At 61.3% G+C, this 16,657-nt stretch carries 9 protein-coding genes and 2 riboswitches; of the genes, 5 read left to right on the top strand and 4 right to left on the bottom strand.

From position 1 onward, the window contains the following. On the top strand, positions 1 to 1,059 hold a 1,059-nt coding region (locus BN1115_RS06170; protein WP_050070495.1), incomplete at its 5' end, for a 3-phenylpropionate MFS transporter. Between the two features lie 77 nt (positions 1,060 to 1,136). On the opposite strand, the gene BN1115_RS06175 is transcribed toward BN1115_RS06170, so the two are convergent. Genes BN1115_RS06175 through BN1115_RS06185 form a run of 3 tightly spaced genes read right to left on the bottom strand, consistent with a single transcriptional unit; the run spans position 1,137 to position 3,202 of the window. Beyond that, positions 1,137 to 2,354 (bottom strand): hypothetical protein, encoded by a 1,218-nt coding sequence (locus BN1115_RS06175; protein ID WP_042656490.1) that lies wholly within the window; start codon positions 2,352 to 2,354, stop codon positions 1,137 to 1,139. A gap of 7 nt (positions 2,355 to 2,361) precedes the next feature. Then, complete coding sequence (locus tag BN1115_RS06180) at positions 2,362 to 2,571, bottom strand: helix-turn-helix domain-containing protein (protein WP_042656491.1); 210 nt, start codon at positions 2,569 to 2,571, stop codon at positions 2,362 to 2,364. A gap of 7 nt (positions 2,572 to 2,578) precedes the next feature. Then, positions 2,579 to 3,202 (bottom strand): DUF2975 domain-containing protein, encoded by a 624-nt coding sequence (locus tag BN1115_RS06185; protein WP_042656492.1) that lies wholly within the window; start codon positions 3,200 to 3,202, stop codon positions 2,579 to 2,581. Positions 3,203 to 3,426: 224 nt separating this feature from the next. Here BN1115_RS06185 and BN1115_RS06190 point away from each other — a divergent pair, with 224 nt between their 5' ends. Together BN1115_RS06190 and BN1115_RS06195 are read left to right on the top strand one after the other, a co-directional pair. Then, complete coding sequence (locus BN1115_RS06190) at positions 3,427 to 6,882, top strand: hybrid sensor histidine kinase/response regulator (protein WP_042656493.1); 3,456 nt, start codon at positions 3,427 to 3,429, stop codon at positions 6,880 to 6,882. A 234-nt stretch (positions 6,883 to 7,116) separates the two neighbouring features. Beyond that, a riboswitch (cyclic di-GMP riboswitch) is annotated at positions 7,117 to 7,204 on the top strand. A 103-nt stretch (positions 7,205 to 7,307) separates the two neighbouring features. Next, entirely contained in the window at positions 7,308 to 9,902 is a 2,595-nt protein-coding gene (locus tag BN1115_RS06195) for a glycosyl hydrolase family 18 protein (RefSeq protein WP_042656494.1), read from the top strand. A 134-nt stretch (positions 9,903 to 10,036) separates the two neighbouring features. Here the strand turns inward: BN1115_RS06195 and BN1115_RS06200 are convergent, their stop codons facing one another. Further along, on the bottom strand, positions 10,037 to 11,272 hold the full coding sequence (locus BN1115_RS06200) for a sensor domain-containing diguanylate cyclase (RefSeq protein ID WP_042656495.1): 1,236 nt from the start codon (positions 11,270 to 11,272) through the stop codon (positions 10,037 to 10,039). Between the two features lie 314 nt (positions 11,273 to 11,586). Beyond that, a riboswitch (cyclic di-GMP riboswitch) is annotated at positions 11,587 to 11,674 on the top strand. Positions 11,675 to 11,772: 98 nt separating this feature from the next. Between BN1115_RS06200 and BN1115_RS06205 the strand changes: the two genes are divergently transcribed. Together BN1115_RS06205 and BN1115_RS06210 are read left to right on the top strand one after the other, a co-directional pair. Beyond that, complete coding sequence (locus BN1115_RS06205; protein WP_042656496.1) at positions 11,773 to 14,385, top strand: glycosyl hydrolase family 18 protein; 2,613 nt, start codon at positions 11,773 to 11,775, stop codon at positions 14,383 to 14,385. A gap of 81 nt (positions 14,386 to 14,466) precedes the next feature. Continuing rightward, complete coding sequence (locus tag BN1115_RS06210) at positions 14,467 to 16,392, top strand: glycoside hydrolase family 19 protein (RefSeq protein WP_042656497.1); 1,926 nt, start codon at positions 14,467 to 14,469, stop codon at positions 16,390 to 16,392. Positions 16,393 to 16,657 lie beyond the last annotated feature (265 nt).

The following is a 16,657-nucleotide window of genomic DNA, read 5'->3' on the forward strand; positions in this document are numbered from 1 at the left end:
GGCGTCAGCGCCGAGATGATTGGTCTCCTGCTGGGGGCGGGGATGGCGATCCGCTTTGCCGGCAACCTGATGGTGATGGGGCAGATCAAGGGGGCGGGCCATCTGCTACCGGTTACCCGATTGCTCTCCCTGCTCAGTCTGCTGGCGTTTCTCGGCTTCTACCTCAGTCATAACCTCTGGTGGCTGGTGGGCTTGACTCTGCTGGCGAACTTTATCTATCCGACCCTGATGCCGGTGGGAGAGGCGCTGGCGACCCGCATGGTGGTGCAGGCCCACCTCGATTACGGCAAGGTGCGGCTGTGCGGTTCCTTTGCCTTTATCGTCGCCTCGACGCTGGTGGGGGCGTTGGTGGGTAACTTCGGTAGCGAGTGGATTTTGCACACTATGGTGGCGGGGCTGGTGCTGATGCTGCTGCTCAGCTGGCTGCCGCTCTATCCGGCGCCACAGGATAGTCAGGGCGAGCGCGCCAAGGCCTCTTTGCTGGCAACCCTGCGCAGCGCCCCGGTGCGCCGTTTTTTGCTGCTGACCGCGCTGCTGCAGGGGAGCCATGCCGCCTATTACGGTTTCAGCGCCATCTACTGGAAGGCGCAAGGGTATAGCGGCACCATCATCGGCTATCTCTGGGCGCTCGGGGTGGTGGCGGAGATCTGCATGTTCGCCGCCGACAAGCGGTTCTTGCAGCGCTTTGGCGCCCAGAGCCTCTTTATCGCCGGTGCCATCGGTTGTGTGGTGCGCTGGGTATTGCTGGGGGCCTCGACCGAGCTATGGGTGCTGGTGTTGGGTCAACTGCTCCACTCGGTCACCTTTGGCATGAGTCATCTCGGGGCGGTGCGTTTCATGACTCGCCAGCTGCCTGCCGAGCAGTTGATCCCGACCCAGGCGCTCTATGCGGCCCTTGGCCTCGGCATGACAGTGGCGGCCCTGATGGCGATTTGTGGCGTACTGTTCGAGCCTATCGGCGGTGGCATTTTCTTCCTGATGGTGCTGGTGGTGTTGCCGGTGTTCTTCCTGCGGCTGCGCCCCTTTGCGCCCTCTGCACAGGAGAGTGCTCCGGCCTGATACAGCTCTGTCTGAATCATCACCTGGAAAAAGGGAGAGCCACGGCTCTCCCTTTTTCGTTGCTGCGGTTAGCGGCGTTACTGCTGCTCGCCAAGATAGTGGCGGCTGAGCCGGCGCCAGGTATCCGAGCCGATGGTGCCTGCCAGCAGCTCATTGGCGGCGGCATCAAAGCGGCCATCCGGCAGCCAGCCCAGTTGGGGCAGCAGTCGGGCAAGCGTCACGTCATTGTGTTGCAGCTCCCGCTCCAGCGCTTCCCAGAAGGCGCTCCCCTTGACGTAAAAGAGCGGGTAGTAGGAGCGATCGCCAGCCATCACCTCACGAGCCGCCCGATAGAGGCCGCTCTCGTTATGGGGCAGCTGTTTGCCCCGCTCGGCCAGCTCGTTGACCGCCGTGACCTGATGCAGCCGAAAGCGGCGCAGTGCCTTGATGGCGAGGTATTCGGCGAGGCTCTCGTTGACCCAACTGGGCTGTGAAGTTGTGCGGCGCGCGCTGAGGATGTGTACCGCCTCGTGGGCCGAGGTGCGCAGCAGGCGCAAGGGGGCCTGTGGCGTCGGCTTGCCATGCATGGTGGGGTAGTTGGCGACAAATACCTGATCCCCGGCGGCACCGCCGAGGGAGCGGGTCGCTACATCCCGCCCCAGCCACACCAGTTGCCATGGGGGAGTGGGCGGATCCACATCGAGCTGGAAGGCCAGATAGTCGATGATCTCATTCAGTTGCTGCTGCAAGGCCGGCAGATCGAGCTGATTGGCGGTCTCGTCATGGCTCAGCACCAGCCGCGGATCCGGCTTGGTGACGGGCACAGTGTCCAGACCAAACGGCAGGATCAGCGGCGGCTGGTTGACATCCGGCAGCGGTTGGCAGTTGCCATCTGGCAGACACACCTTCCCTTGGCGGCTCCCAAGCTGGCGCACCAGATTGCCCCATTCGGTCAATAGCCACTGGTCGGGGGCAAACAGCAGCGACTGTTGGGCCGAGGCATCCGCTCCCAGTGCCGGAGCCGGTGTGAGGGTGATCTGCCAGCCAACCTCTTTGCAGGAGAAGGGCTGGTTGAGGGCAACCGGCTGGTTGTCTGCAAGGCAGACCAGCGCGGGGGAAACCGGCGCGGCACTGCCCGGCAACTGGCGGGCGGGGAGCAGGGTAAAGGGGGGCTCGCCCTGCATGGTGAGGCGTATTTGCAGCACATTGGCGCTGGCGCCCTGCTCGATAAGGTAGCGGGGGCCGTTCGCGCCATCGGCGGCGCAGGCCCACAGTGGCAGCAGCCACAGGGCAAACAGGGTGATATGACGACTCATAAGGGGGTTAGCGCTCCTGCTCGTAGCCCAGCAGATCGCCGGGCTGGCATTTGAGTTCACGGCAGATGGCCTCCAGGGTGGAGAAGCGCACCGCCTTGGCGTGGCCATTCTTGAGGATCGAGAGGTTGGCCTCGGTGATGTCGATGCGCTGCGCCAGCTCGCGAGCGGTCATCTTGCGGTCGGCCAGCAGGGCATCGAGCCGGATGATAATGGGCATAAGATCCTCACACCGTCAGTTGCTGTTCGTCGGCCAGCAGTTTGGCCTCGCGCATCACCAGTGCCAGCGCCAGCACGATGAGGCCCGCCAGCAGCAGCCGGAAATCGGACGAGCTGATGGAGACGGAGCCATGTATCTCGGGGCCGCTCATGGTGAGGACGGTATCGAGCAAGGGGGTCTGGATCAGCTCGACCAGGAAGGAGACGCAGAGCAGCACTCCGATCTGCCGGTAGCGGCGGATCTGCTCGAAGGTGAACAGCAGGCCGTGGCGGTAGCCGCGAAACAGCTGGCGCAGTTGCCACAGCATCAGCATGAAGACCAGATCCGGCAGCAACTGCACCAGGGTGCCGAGCAGCCGGTTGGCGGTGCGCAGCGGATAGTCGGCCATGGTAAGCGGGGGCTCTGGCAAGAGGTCGAGAGACGGCGTTTCACTATGGGCCAGCGGCACGCCATTGAGAATGTGCGAGCCGCTGCTGTGAATGACCTGGTTGAGCTCCTCTTGCAGCAGGTCATTGCCGCCAAACAGGTGGGACCAGGTCTCCATCAGGGTAATGGTGGGGGTAGCGAGCAGGGCAAACAGCAGCAGCCACTCGATCAGAACACTCAGGCGTTCGAGTTTGGTCGTTCTCATCATGAACCTCATGGTGGGTGCCATCCCGCTGGCGAAATGGCTTGAAGTTTATTGTTTATCAATATGCGGATGGGCGAATGTTTATCGTTTTACGATATTCAGTCAAGGCAAAACTTATTGAAAAACGATAATTTCAATCTGTCCGAAGGGGATGACTTTTGGCTGCCGCCTCTCTAGACTGGCGAGGTTGTATACAAAAACTCAACATGGACAAGGAGTTATCGATGCACCAGGGATGGCTGCTGATCGGATTGTCGTTCACCTATCTGGGGCTGCTGTTTCTGATCGCCTTCGTGGCAGACAAGCACAAACGGCACCGTCTCAAGGGGCAACCGCTGCTCTACAGTCTGTCGCTAGCGGTCTACTGCACCTCCTGGACCTTCTTCGGCACCGTCGGGCAGGCGAGTGAATCCCCCTGGTCACCGGTGCCCATCTACCTTGGCCCCATGCTGGTCTTCCTGTTTGGCTGGCGGCTGCTGGCCCGCCTCATTCTGGTGGCCAAGCGTGAGCACATCACCTCCATCGCCGACTTTATCGCCGCCCGTTATGGCAAGTCCCAGCGGCTTGCCATGGTGATCTCTCTCATCGCCATCATGGGGATCCTCCCCTATCTGGTGCTGCAACTGAAAGCCATCGTCACCGGGCTGGATCTGCTGATGGTCAACAGTGGCGGCATCAGCCCGACCAGCAATACCAGCGAGCTGGCGCTCGGGGTTACCCTGCTGCTGGCGCTGTTCAGCATCCTGTTCGGCACCCGCCATCTCGATGCCACCGAGCACCACAGGGGGATGGTGGTGGCCATCGCCTTCGAGTCGGTGGTCAAATTGCTGGCCTTTATCGCGGTGGGGGGCTTCGCCCTCTGGTTGATCTTGAGCAAACCCGGCGAAGCTCACGAGCAGGTGACCCGCGACTTCTTTGCGCAGGTGGTGGCGGTGAGCCCCGGCAACCTGCTGGAGCTTGCCATCTATACGGTGCTGGCGATGTGCGCCGTCATCTGCCTGCCGCGCCAGTTTCATGTGACTGTGGTGGAGAACAATCAGGGGCAGGATCTGCACTGGGCGCGCTGGATCTTCCCGCTCTACCTGTTCGTGATGGGGCTCTTTATCTGGCCGCTGGCGCTGGCGGGCAAGCAGTGGGTGGGGGCCGACATGGCCTCCGACACCTATGTGATCAGCCTGCCGATGGCCCTCGGGTTCGATGGCATGGCGATGCTGGCCTTCCTCGGCGGCACCTCGGCGGCTACCGGCATGGTGATCGTCTGCACCATCGCGCTGGCGATCATGGTGAGCAACGATCTGGTGTTGCCGGTGCTGCTGCGCCGCTTCTGGCGGCAGGGGCGCGACGAGCGGCTGGTACGGCTGCTGTTGCAGGTGCGCCGTGGCGCCATCCTGCTGATCTTGCTGGCGGCCTGGGGGCTCTACCTCTGGCTCGGCGATCTCACCAGTCTCTCCCGCATCGGCTATCTCTCCTTTGGCGCGGTGGCGCAGTTTGCGCCGGCCCTGCTGCTCGGCCTCTACTGGCGTCACGGCAATCGCAAGGGGGTCTATCTTGGGTTGAGCCTCGGGGTGAGCCTCTGGTTCGTGACCCTGTTGGTGGAGAGTGGCTTGCTGGCCGGTTCACCGCTGGCCGAGCTGCTGGCGCCGCCGGACTGGCCCGCGTTTCGCGAGCTGAGCCTCGGGGCCTGGTGCATCTTCCTGAGCTTGCTCTTCAACCTGCTCGGCTATGTGGCCGGTTCCCTGTTGTCGCGCCCTGCGGTGAGCGAGCGGCTGCAGGCGGCCAACTTTGTCGGCAAGCCGAGCCGCGATACCGCCGCCCTCTATCAGGCGCGGGTCTCGGTCAAGGAGCTGGAGATGCTGGCGGCCCGTTTCGTCGGTTCAAGCCGGGTCAAGCGCGCCTTTGGTCGCTTCGCCGGTGAGCGGGGCGGCACGCTTGCTCCGCAGATGCAGGCCTCGGCCGAATTGATCGCCCACACCGAGCGGCTGCTGGCGGGGGTGTTTGGTACCTCGTCGGCACGGCTGGTGCTCGCCTCGGCCCTGCAGGGGCGCAACATGCAGCTCGAGGAGATCGCCACCATTGTCGATGAGGCCTCCGACGTGTTTCGCTTCAACCGCGGCCTGCTGCAAGGGGCGATCGAGCATATCGGGCAGGGGATCTCTGTGGTGGACAGGGAGCTTCGGCTGGTGGCCTGGAACCGCCGTTACATCGAGCTGTTCCACTATCCGCCGGGGCTTATTCAGGCGGGGCGCTCCATCAAGGAGATCATCCGCTACAACGCCCAGCAGGGGCTCTGTGGCCCCGGCGATATCGAGGATCACGTGGCACGGCGGGTCGCCTTTATGAAGCGCGGCAGCGCCCATATCTCGGCGCGGGAGCGCCCCGACGGCCGGGTGATCGAGATGCAGGGCAACCCCATGCCCGCCGGCGGCTTCGTCATGACCTTTACTGACATCACCCCGTTTCGGGATGCCGAGCGGGTGCTGCGCGAAGCGAACGAACATCTGGAGGCGAGGGTGGCCGAGCGTACCCACGAGCTCTCCGAACTTAACCGCCAGCTGCTGCTGGTGAACCAGCAGGTGGAGCGGGCCAACCATTCCAAGAGCCGTTTTCTGGCGGCGGTCAGCCACGATCTGACCCAGCCCCTCAATGCGGCCAAGCTGTTTACCTCCTCCTTGCTGGAGATGCTGCCCGCGGCTGGCGAGCAGGCCCGCATCGCCCACCATATCGACGATGCGTTGGGGGCGACCGAGGATCTCATCACCGATCTGCTCGATATTTCGCGACTCGAAGCGGGCAAGTTCAAGGCCAAGAAGCTCGATTTTGCCCTGCGCGATTTGTTCGACAACCTCAAGGCGGAGTTTGGTGTGCTGGCGCAGGCGGGGGGTATCCACTTCTCGGTGGTGGAGAGCAAGCACGCGGTGCACAGCGATGTGCGGCTGCTGCGCCGGGTGCTGCAGAACTTCCTCACCAATGCGTTTCGCTACAACCCGGGTGGCCGGGTGCTGCTCGGTTGTCGCCGGATGGGGGAGAAGATCCGTATCGAGGTGTGGGACAATGGCCCCGGCATTCCGCAGGACAAACAGGAGGCAATTTTCGACGAGTTCTCCCGCCTCGATCACTCCCGCGCCGCCAAGGAGCAGGGGCTGGGTCTGGGGCTCGCCATCGCCCGCGGCATCTCGCAGGTGCTCGGTCATCAGCTCACCCTGCAGAGCTGGCCGGGTAAGGGATCGGTTTTTGCGGTGACCCTCAATCTGGCGACCCGGCCGGTCACGGCTCATCAGCTGGCGGCGCCGGTAGTGCGCGACAGCCAGCTGGAGGGGGTGACCGTGCTCTGCATCGATAACGAGCGGGACATTCTGACCGCCATGAGCACCCTGCTTAGCCGTTGGGGCTGCGAGGTACGCTGCGCCGTCGATCTGGCCGAAGCCGAGACGCTGGTGGCAGACGGGTTTGTGCCGAGACTCGTGCTCTCTGACTATCACCTCGACGACGGCAAGACCGGGCTGGAGGCGCTGGCTGCCTTGCAACGGGTATGTGGTGACGAGCTGGGAGGCATCATCATCAGCGCCGATCGCAAGAGCGAGTTGCAGGCGCAGATCCGCGAGAGGGGGTATGGCTACATCAGCAAGCCGGTCAAACCGCTCAAACTGCGGGCCCTGATGAACAGCCTGCTGCTGCGATAGCCGCATCCGGGATGGCAAGCCGTGAACAGGCTCACAAAACCACGCAATGGTTGCGCGGGCCGTGGTCATGGATGAATGCTGAGAACAGAGTTTTATCGGCGAAGATGCCTTCACATTCTTGCGTGATGGCAATCCATTGCTGCATTGGCTTGTCACTGTCGGTAAACGCCGACAGTAGCGGACCGGATCGGCTCACTCTATAGTCGGGATGCGATTATTTTCATCGCGAATGAAGTAACCGAAGGGCAAACCGATCGTGAGATCGGGACGCAAAGCTTCCGGTCCAGGGATGAGCCGTACTTGAGATAGCGGGGCCACCACAGGTTGTTGTGCACCTTTGCCAAGAGGTTGCACTGCTGTCTGCGTTACCTGTCAGGGCGTAGCCCTTTTCGTTGCCAACATAACGAAATAGGGAAATATAAAAAATGCTAAGTCCAAAGCCTACCATGCTGGCCCTCGCGGTCGGTCTCTGCTGTGCCTCGTCTGCTTATGCTGCGGCGCCCGGCAAGCCGACCATCGGATGGGGCCCCACCAAGTTTTCCATCGTCGAAGTCGATCAGGCGGCCACTGCCTACAACAATCTGGTCAAGGTAAAGGATGGCGCCGATGTGGAGGTGAACTGGAACCTCTGGAGCGGCGATCTGGGCCAGAGTGCCAAGGTGCTGCTCAATGGTCAGGAGGTGTGGTCCGGCCCTTCCGCCGCGGCGGGCAGCGCCACATTCAAGGTGAAGAAGGGGGGGCGCTATCAGATGCAGGTGGCGCTGTGCAACGCCGATGGCTGCACCCTCTCTGATGCCAAGGAGATCGTGGTTGCCGATACTGACGGCAGCCATCTGGCGCCACTCAAGTCCCCGCTGCAGGAGAACAACAAGCCTTACGCCAACAAGTCCGGCAAGGTGGTGGGCACCTACTACGTGGAGTGGGGCGTCTATGGCCGCAAGTTTACGGTCGACAAGATCCCGGCCCAGAACCTGACCCATATCCTCTATGGTTTCACCCCCATCTGCGGCGGTGATGGCCTCAACGACAGCCTCAAGGAGATCGAAGGGAGCTTCCAGGCGCTGCAGCGGGCGTGTGCCGGTCGCGCCGACTTCAAGGTGGCGATGCACGATCCCTGGGCCGCCATCCAGATGCCGCAAGGCAGCCTCACCGCCCATGATGAGCCCTACAAGGGCAACTTTGGCGCTCTGATGGCGCTCAAGCAGGCCTATCCGAACCTCAAGATCCTCCCCTCGGTCGGCGGCTGGACCCTCTCCGACCCCTTCTACTTCCTCGGTGACAAAACCAAGCGCGATGTATTCGTCGGCTCGGTAAAAGAGTTCCTGCAGACCTGGAAGTTCTTCGATGGCGTGGATATCGACTGGGAGTATCCGGGTGGACAGGGTGCCAACCCGAAACTGGGCAGCCCGAGCGATGGTGCCACCTATGTGGTGCTGATGAAGGAGCTGCGCGCCATGCTCGACGAGCTGGAGGCCGAGACCGGGCGCCAGTATGAGCTCACCTCGGCCATCGGGGCGGGGGGCGACAAGATCCAGGATGTGGACTACAAGGCGGCCCAGCCCTACATGGATCACATCTTCATGATGACCTACGACTACAACGGTGGCTGGAGCAAGACCGAGCTGGGTCACCAGACCAACCTCTATGCGGCGAGCTGGGATCCCGATACCAAATACACCACCGACAAGGCGGTCAGGCAGTTGCTGGCGCAGGGGGTTGAGCCCGGCAAGCTGGTGGTCGGAGCTGCCATGTATGGTCGTGGTTGGACCGGAGTGAGCGGTTATCAGGGCAACAATCCCTTCACCGGCACGGCCACTGACAAGGTGAAGGGAACCTGGGAGGACGGGGTGGTGGATTACCGCGACATCGTCAACAACCGGATGGGCGCAGGCTGGGAGCAGGGCTATGACGAGGTGGCCGAGGGGCCCTATCTGTTCAAGGCGGCGACCGGCGATCTCATCACCTATGACAACGAGCGTTCGGTCAAGGCCAAGGGGCAGTATGTGCTCTCCAATCAGCTCGGTGGCCTCTTCTCCTGGGTGATCGATGCCGACAACGGCGATATCCTCAACGCCATGCACGAGGGGCTGGGTCACGGCAGTGGCGTCACGCCACCGGCCAACAAGCCGCCGCTGGCCAACGCGGGCAGTGACCTCAAGGTGACCGGCCCGACCGAGGTGACGCTGGATGGTTCGGCCTCCCACGATCCGGAGAACAGCGCACTCGGCTACAGCTGGAAGCAGATCTCCGGGCCGCAGGCTGGTTTGCTCGATGCCACTCAGGCCAAGGCCCGTGTGGTGCTGGACGCGGTGGCTGCCGACATCAATCTGGTGTTCGAGCTGACGGTGACCGATGACCACAACCTCACTGCCCGTGATCAGGTGGTGGTGACCAACAAGGCGCCGCAAGTCAACCTGGCGCCGGTGGTGAGTGTACCTGCCACGGCCTCTGTGGAGGCGGGCAAGCAGGTGACCATCAAGGCGACCGCCTCCGATCCCAATGGCGATCCCCTGACCTATCAGTGGAGCGTGCCGGCAGGCATCACCGCAACGGGCCAGAACAGCGCCACTTTGGTGGTCACCGGCCCGAGCGTGACCAGCGACACCGGTTATGACCTGAGCCTCACCGTCTCCGACGGTGGGCTGGATGCCAGCGCGACAACCCGTCTGACGGTCAAACCGGCCAGCAGCGGCGGTGGTTGCACGGCGACCGATCCGGATGCAGTCAATTGGCCAGTCTGGAAAGCGGCAAGCACCTATAACAGCGGCGACAAGGTGAGCCACAACCAGCTGGTTTGGCAGGCCAAGTACTGGACTCAGGGCAACGAGCCGAGCCGCACCGCGGATCAGTGGCTGCTGGTGAGCAAGGTGCAACTGGGTTGGGATGCCAATGTGGCCTACAACGGTGGCGAGATCACCACCCATAACGGTCGTCAGTGGAAGGCGCAGTACTGGACCAAGGGCAATGAGCCCGGCAAACACGACGTCTGGCAGGATGTGGGGGCCGCCAGCTGTAAATAAATAAGAGTTGAATGGTCACGGGGCATGCCGGTCATGCCCCGTTTTTTCTCCCCGCACAATTAAATGCTGGCAGGCCTGCCAACCTGTTTCGCTTCCCTTCTTGTCTCTTGCTCGACGACTGCGGCCCTTGCGGGCTAGTGATTGATGCTCTCCCCGATAGCGGGCATCTGTGCTGCCTGCTGCTCCTTGCGGCGCCGCTTGTGTTGATACATGGCTGCATCGGCCCTGGCAAACGCGGCTGCAAAGTCGCCGCGATAGGGGGCCATCCCCATGCTGCACGAGATAGTGGGTGAGGCGCTGGCCAGCATGGTCGCCAGTATAGTCATTGTCTGTTGCAGCGTGGTCGGTGCCAGAGTGGTGAGCAGCACAAATTCATCCCCGCCAAAACGGGCGGCAATCACCCCCTGACCGAAGTGTTGGCGTATGCCGTCTGCGATCAGGCGCAGGGCCTGATCACCCGCCAGATGGCCGCAGCTGTCATTGAGCTGCTTGAGATTGTCCATGTCGATCAGCAGCAGGGTGCTTTCCGGCTGTGCCTGCAGAGCGAGTTCGAATTGCTGGCGATTGGCGAGGCCGGTCAGCTGGTCGGTATTGGCCAGCTGATAGATGCGGCGGGATTGCTGATAGATGGTGATGGCGTGGCGAATATCCCGCGCCAGGATCGCCATCAGGTGGCTGTCATAGCGGGTAAAGGCATGGCGTTTGCTGCTGTCCATATTGATCATGCCGTAGAGCTGGCCATCGATATGGATCGGGGTCGCCAGGGTGGCCCGGATGGGCAGGTCGCTGCAGTTGACCAGCAGCTCCTTGTCCTGTTCGGACAGGGGCATGGTGGCATTGATCTTCGACAGGTCGTTGATCAGCAGCGTTTTGTTGCAGCGCCCCTGAGTCAGCTTGTACTGAAAGGTGTGCTCGAGCGGCAGATTGATCCGCCGCAGCTTCACCAGATCCATGCCGATGGCCGCTTCATATCTCAACATCCCTGTACCCGGTAGCAGCTTGATCAGGCAGCCCATCTCGGCCCCCGGGATCAACATCACGGCCCGTCTGAGCAGATCCTCCAGAAAGGCCTCTTCGGTCTGGTATTGCGCCGAGTTGCGGGCCAGCTCGGTTGTGATTTCGTTGATCCGGAGCGCCTCACTGAGATGCTGCCACTGGCGCTGCAGATGGTAGCGGTAGTGGCGATAGAGCCAGATGGTGCAGATAAGGTAGCTCTGGAGCAGCAAGGTGCAGGCAAGCGGTGCCTTTTGCCAGCCGTTGAGGCTGTTGAGCAGCAGGATTATCCCCGCCAGTGGCAGTGTGTAGACCGTCAGGCGAACAAATTTGTCGTATCTGGATAGCCGGGTGCGTGAGGGGAGATCGCTGGGCATGAAGGCACCTGATGGTCATGCAAAACGGCGATTATATATTCATACATTGCGATGCAGATGGGTCTTTTGATGTGAAATACGCTTACTGATTGATTTTTATCGTGTTGATGTGATTTGGATCAATAAATGGCGCGCCGCCTTCGGTTGGGGATGATGACATTCCTTTCATGCATGAGTCTGTTTATTAAGCGTTAATTCTAAAAAAGTGAGTGAAATGTGAGCTTGGCAACAGCTTGGCTGGCAATGGTCGGATTTGCTTAGCTATCCGAATTACCCTAAAGTTAATCCGCGATTATTTATCGCCAAGAATAAAGTTGTGACAAGGGCAAACCGATTGAAAAGTCGGGACGCAAAGCTTCCGGTCTAAGGGACATATCGACCTAGGATAGCGGGGCCACCACAGAGTTATGCAGGCTGCCTTTGCCAAGGGGTGGCCATTTTTGTGTTACCTGTCGTGTTGCGTTGCCCTTTCGTTTTTCCATAACGTAAAGGAAAGCAATATGCTAAGTCCAAAACCCGCATTGCTGGCCATGATGGTCGGTACTCTGCTCGCTTCATCTGCCGCTCATGCTGCCGCACCGGGCAAACCCGCCATCGGTTGGGGCCCCACCAAGTTTGCCATCGTCGAAGTCAATCAGTCTGCAACCGCTTATAACGAGCTGGTCAAGGTCAAGGATGGCGCCGATGTGACCGTCACCTGGAACATCTGGAGCGGCGATATCGGTCAGAGTGCCAAGGTGCTGCTGGATGGCAAGGAAGTCTGGTCCGGTCCTTCGTCGGCGGCGGGCACCGCCACCTTCAAGGTGCACAAGGGGGGCCGTTATCAGATGCAGGTCGCGCTGTGCAACGGCGATGGCTGCACCCTGTCCGATGCCAAGGAGATCGTGGTCGCCGATACCGATGGCAGCCACCTCGCACCGCTCAAGCCTGCCCTGCAGGAGAATAACAAACCCTATGTCAACAAGTCCGGCAAGGTGGTCGGTACCTACTATGTGGAGTGGGGCGTCTACGATCGCAACTTCAGCGTGGACAAGCTGCCCGCCCAGAACCTGACCCATATCCTCTATGGCTTCACCCCGATCTGTGGCGGTGATGGCCTCAACGACAGCCTCAAGGAGATCTCCGGCAGCTTCCAGGCGCTGCAGCGCTCCTGTGCCGGTCGCAAGGATTTCCAGGTCGCCATTCACGACCCCTGGGCGGCACTGCAAAAAGGGCAGGGTTCGCTGGTCGCCTGGGACGAGCCCTACAAGGGCAACTTCGGCAACCTGATGGCCCTCAAACAGGCCTATCCTGACCTGAAGATCCTCCCCTCCGTCGGTGGCTGGACCCTCTCAGATCCCTTCTTCTTTATGCATGACAAGGCCAAGCGTGACTTGTTCGTCGCCTCGGTCAAAGAGTTCCTGCAGACCTGGAAGTTCTTCGACGGTGTCGATATCGACTATGAGTTCCCGGGCGGCGACGGTGCCAACCCCAATCTGGGGGACAAGACCAAAGATGGTGAAACCTATGTGCTGATCATGAAGGATCTGCGCGCCATGCTCGACGAGCTGGAAGCAGAGACCGGTCGTACCTATCAGCTCACCTCTGCCATCGGTGCCGGTTACGACAAGATTGAGGATGTGGACTACAAAGCTGCCCAGCAGTACATGGATCACCTCTTCGTGATGAGTTACGACTACAACGGTGGCTGGAGCAACACCTCTCTGGGTCATCAGGCCAACCTGTATCAGGCCACCAATGGCTCGGCCAACAAGCGCTACAACACCGATGCTGCGGTGCAGCAACTGCTGGCACAGGGGGTCGATTCCGGGAAGCTGGTGATCGGGGCTGCGGCCTATGGTCGTGGCTGGAAAGGGGTGAGCGGCTATCAGGGCAACGATCCTTTCACCGGTACCGCCACCGGCAAGATCAAGGGCACCTGGGAAGATGGTGTGCTGGACTATCGCCACATCGTCAACGGCCACATGGGCGCGGGTTGGGAGTACAACTACGACGAGACCGCCGAAGCGGCCACCCTGTTCAAGCCCTCCACCGGCGAGCTGATCACCTATGACGACGAGCGCTCGGTCAAGGCGAAAGGCCAGTATGTGCTGACTCACAAGCTGGGTGGTCTCTTCTCTTGGGAGATCGATGCCGACAACGGTGACATCCTCAACGCCATGCACGAAGGGCTCGGCCATGGCGAGGGGATCACCCCGCCAGTCAACAAGCCGCCGGTTGCCAACGCGGGTAGCGATGTGACCGTGACCGGTCCGGCCTCCCTGACGCTGGATGGCTCCGCTTCTCACGATCCGGAAAAAGGCACCCTGACCTACTGCTGGAAGCAGCTCTCTGGCCTACCAGGCGTGCTGGGCGATACCACTCAGGCCAGGGTGCGGGTCGATGTGAATGCCGTGAGCGCCGATACCGCGCTGGTGTTCGAGCTGACCGTGACCGATGACCATCAACTGACCGCCAGGGATCAGGTGGTGGTGACCAACAAGGCGCCCCAACCCAACCTGCCTCCGGTGGTCACCCTGCCCGCCAGCGTCAAGGTGGAAGCGGGCAAACAGGTGAGCATCACTGCCAAGGCATCCGACCCTAATGGCGACGAGCTGATCTATCAATGGCAAGTGCCTGCCGGTATCACGGCGACCGGCCAGAGCAGCGCCACCCTGGTGGTCACCGGCCCGGCGGTCGATGTCGAAACCGGTTATGACCTCTCCGTGACCGTCTCTGACGGTGCGCTCGACGCCAACGCGGCAACCCGCCTCACCGTTACCCCGATCAATGAAGGCGGCGAGGGTGGCTCCTGCAACACCACCGACCCGGAAGCAGCCAACGTCCCTGCATGGCAGGCCAGCAAGGTCTATAACGGCGGTGACAAGGTGAGCCACAACCAGCTGGTATGGCGTGCCAAGTACTGGACTCAGGGCAATGAGCCGAGCCGTTCCGCCGATCAGTGGGCGCTGCTGAGTCAGGTTGATCTGGGCTGGAACGCGGCCGTTGCCTACAACGGCGGTGACCTGACCAACCACAACGGTCGTCAGTGGAAGGCCAAATGGTGGACTCAAGGTAATGAGCCGGGCAAGCACGATGTCTGGCTGGATGTCGGGGCGGCAAGCTGCCGTTAAGTCGAGATCGTTATGATGGTAACGGGGTCTGTTCAGACCCCGTCTTTTCCTGCTGAAAAATTTAGCCAGAGAGCAACAATAATGAAAAAAAATCGCATCACCCTTCTGCTTGCCAGCTTGATGCTGAGCGGCCACCTGTGGGCGGCCGAGGCATATGACATCAACAAATCCTATCCGGGCGGCAGCCAGGTCAACTACAACGGCCAGGTGTTCGAGGCCAAGTGGTGGGTCAATCCGGGTCAGACTCCCGGCATGGCGGTGGCCAACGAGTGGGATACCCCGTGGAAACTGATCGGCGAAGGGGAAGTGACCCCGCCGGATAATGGCGATGGCGATGACAAGCCCACGCCGCCGACACCCACCCCGCCGGATGACAGCACCACCCCTGTCTACATGAGCCAGGCCGAGCTGGATGCCAAAGAGCAGGCGCTGACCGATTTCCCGGCGATGGAAGCGGTCAAGGCCTCCATTGCTACCCGTGACAATCTGGTGGTGGAAGCGGTGCAACCGGGTCGTGCCGATAACCCGGACAACGTCAAGCTGGTAGAGAGCCTGCTGAGCGAAAGCCAGTTCAACTACCTGTTCCCGCTGCGTGCACCGGAGTATACCTATCGCGGCCTGTTGCAGGCGGCGGCCAAGTTCCCGGCCCTGTGCAGCAACTACAGCGATGGTCGTGATGCCGAGGCCATCTGTCGCAAGACCCTGGCAACCATGTTCGCGCACTTCGCGCAGGAGACCGGCGGCCACGAGAGCTGGCGTCCGGAGGCCGAGTGGCGTCAAGCGCTGGTCTATGTCCGTGAAATGGGGTGGACTGAAGCGATGCGCGGTGGTTACAACGCCGAGTGCAGCCCCAGCGTATGGCAGGGTCAGCAGTGGCCATGCGGCACCTTCGACAATGGCGAGTTCAAGAGCTATTTCGGTCGCGGTGCCAAGCAGCTCTCTTACAACTATAACTACGGCCCCTTCTCCGAGGCGATGTTCGGCACGGTGCGCACCCTGCTCGACCAGCCGGAGCTGGTGGCCGACAGCTGGTTGAACCTCGCCAGCGCGGTGTTCTTCTACACCTATCCGCAGCCGCCCAAGCCCTCCATGCTCCATGTCATCGACGGTACCTGGCAGCCGAACGAGTACGACAAGCAGAACGGTCTGGTACCCGGTTTCGGGGTGACCACCCAGATCATCAACGGCGGGGTGGAGTGTGGTGGCAGTGCCGAACACGCGCAGTCCCAGAACCGCATCAACTACTATCGCGAATTTGCCAACTATCTGGCCGTGGCGGTACCCGCTGACGAAGTGCTCGGTTGCAAGAACATGAAGTACTTTGACAACCAGGGCTCCGGTGCCCTGCCCATCTACTGGGAGCAGGACTGGAGCTATGTGGCCGAGAACCCCAACGGCGGCAAGAGCTATGCGTGCAAGCTGGTGGGCTACCAGACCCGCTTCAGCGCCTTCAAGGAGGGTGACTACAGCCGCTGCGTCCAGCACTTCTATCCCGAGCTGGTGATTGAAGACAATGGTGGTGGCACCAACCTGCCACCGGTGGCCGCTATCACCGGCCCGGCGCAGGCCGAAGGTGGCAGCAAGGTGATCCTCTCCGCCCAGTACTCCAGCGATCCGGAAGGCAAGCCGCTGAGCTATGCCTGGACCATTCCGACCGGCGCCGCTGCCCCTGCGCTGGATCAGGTGACTCTGGAGCTGACTCTGCCCAAGCCGGCCAGCGATACCAAACTGGATATCAAACTGACGGTGACCGATGAAGGGAGTCTGAGCCGTAGCGCCAGCCATGCCCTGCTGGTCAAAGGGGAAGAGGGGGGCGTGACGCCGCCGGATGGCGACTACCCGGCCTACAAGGCAGGCACCCCCTACAAAGCGGGCGAGCGCGTCAGCAATGGCGACGCCAGCTACGAGTGCAAACCGCACCCCTACACCGGCTGGTGTTCCGGTGCAGCCTGGGCCTATGAGCCCGGCAAGGGAACCGCATGGAGTGATGCCTGGATCAAGCTGTGATCCGGCAATGAGCCGATGCAATAAAAGATGGGGCCTGCGGGCTAATGCCGATCAGTTAAGGATCCATTGACCGATCCTCCTGATGTGTAAAAATCCGAAACCTGTTGATTGGTTTCGGATTTTTTATGCATATCGACTAGGCTCTCGATTTCCTCAACACCAGCAATGCCGCCCAGTTTGAGTCACTCTCTGACCTCATTCCCCCCGAGCTCATCATGACGCTGCTCGGCGAAGAGGGCGTTGCTACCCTGCGCCGTCGCCGTAT

The organism is Aeromonas allosaccharophila (assembly GCF_000819685.1).
GTDB lineage: Bacteria > Pseudomonadota > Gammaproteobacteria > Enterobacterales > Aeromonadaceae > Aeromonas > Aeromonas allosaccharophila.

Coding starts and splice junctions, on each gene's coding strand:
- BN1115_RS06175 (WP_042656490.1), bottom strand. CDS start 2,354: ATGAGTCGTCATATCACCCTGTTTGCCCTGTGGCTGCTGCCACTGTGG.
- BN1115_RS06180 (WP_042656491.1), bottom strand. CDS start 2,571: ATGCCCATTATCATCCGGCTCGATGCCCTGCTGGCCGACCGCAAGATG.
- BN1115_RS06185 (WP_042656492.1), bottom strand. CDS start 3,202: ATGAGAACGACCAAACTCGAACGCCTGAGTGTTCTGATCGAGTGGCTG.
- BN1115_RS06190 (WP_042656493.1), top strand. CDS start 3,427: ATGCACCAGGGATGGCTGCTGATCGGATTGTCGTTCACCTATCTGGGG.
- BN1115_RS06195 (WP_042656494.1), top strand. CDS start 7,308: ATGCTAAGTCCAAAGCCTACCATGCTGGCCCTCGCGGTCGGTCTCTGC.
- BN1115_RS06200 (WP_042656495.1), bottom strand. CDS start 11,272: ATGCCCAGCGATCTCCCCTCACGCACCCGGCTATCCAGATACGACAAA.
- BN1115_RS06205 (WP_042656496.1), top strand. CDS start 11,773: ATGCTAAGTCCAAAACCCGCATTGCTGGCCATGATGGTCGGTACTCTG.
- BN1115_RS06210 (WP_042656497.1), top strand. CDS start 14,467: ATGAAAAAAAATCGCATCACCCTTCTGCTTGCCAGCTTGATGCTGAGC.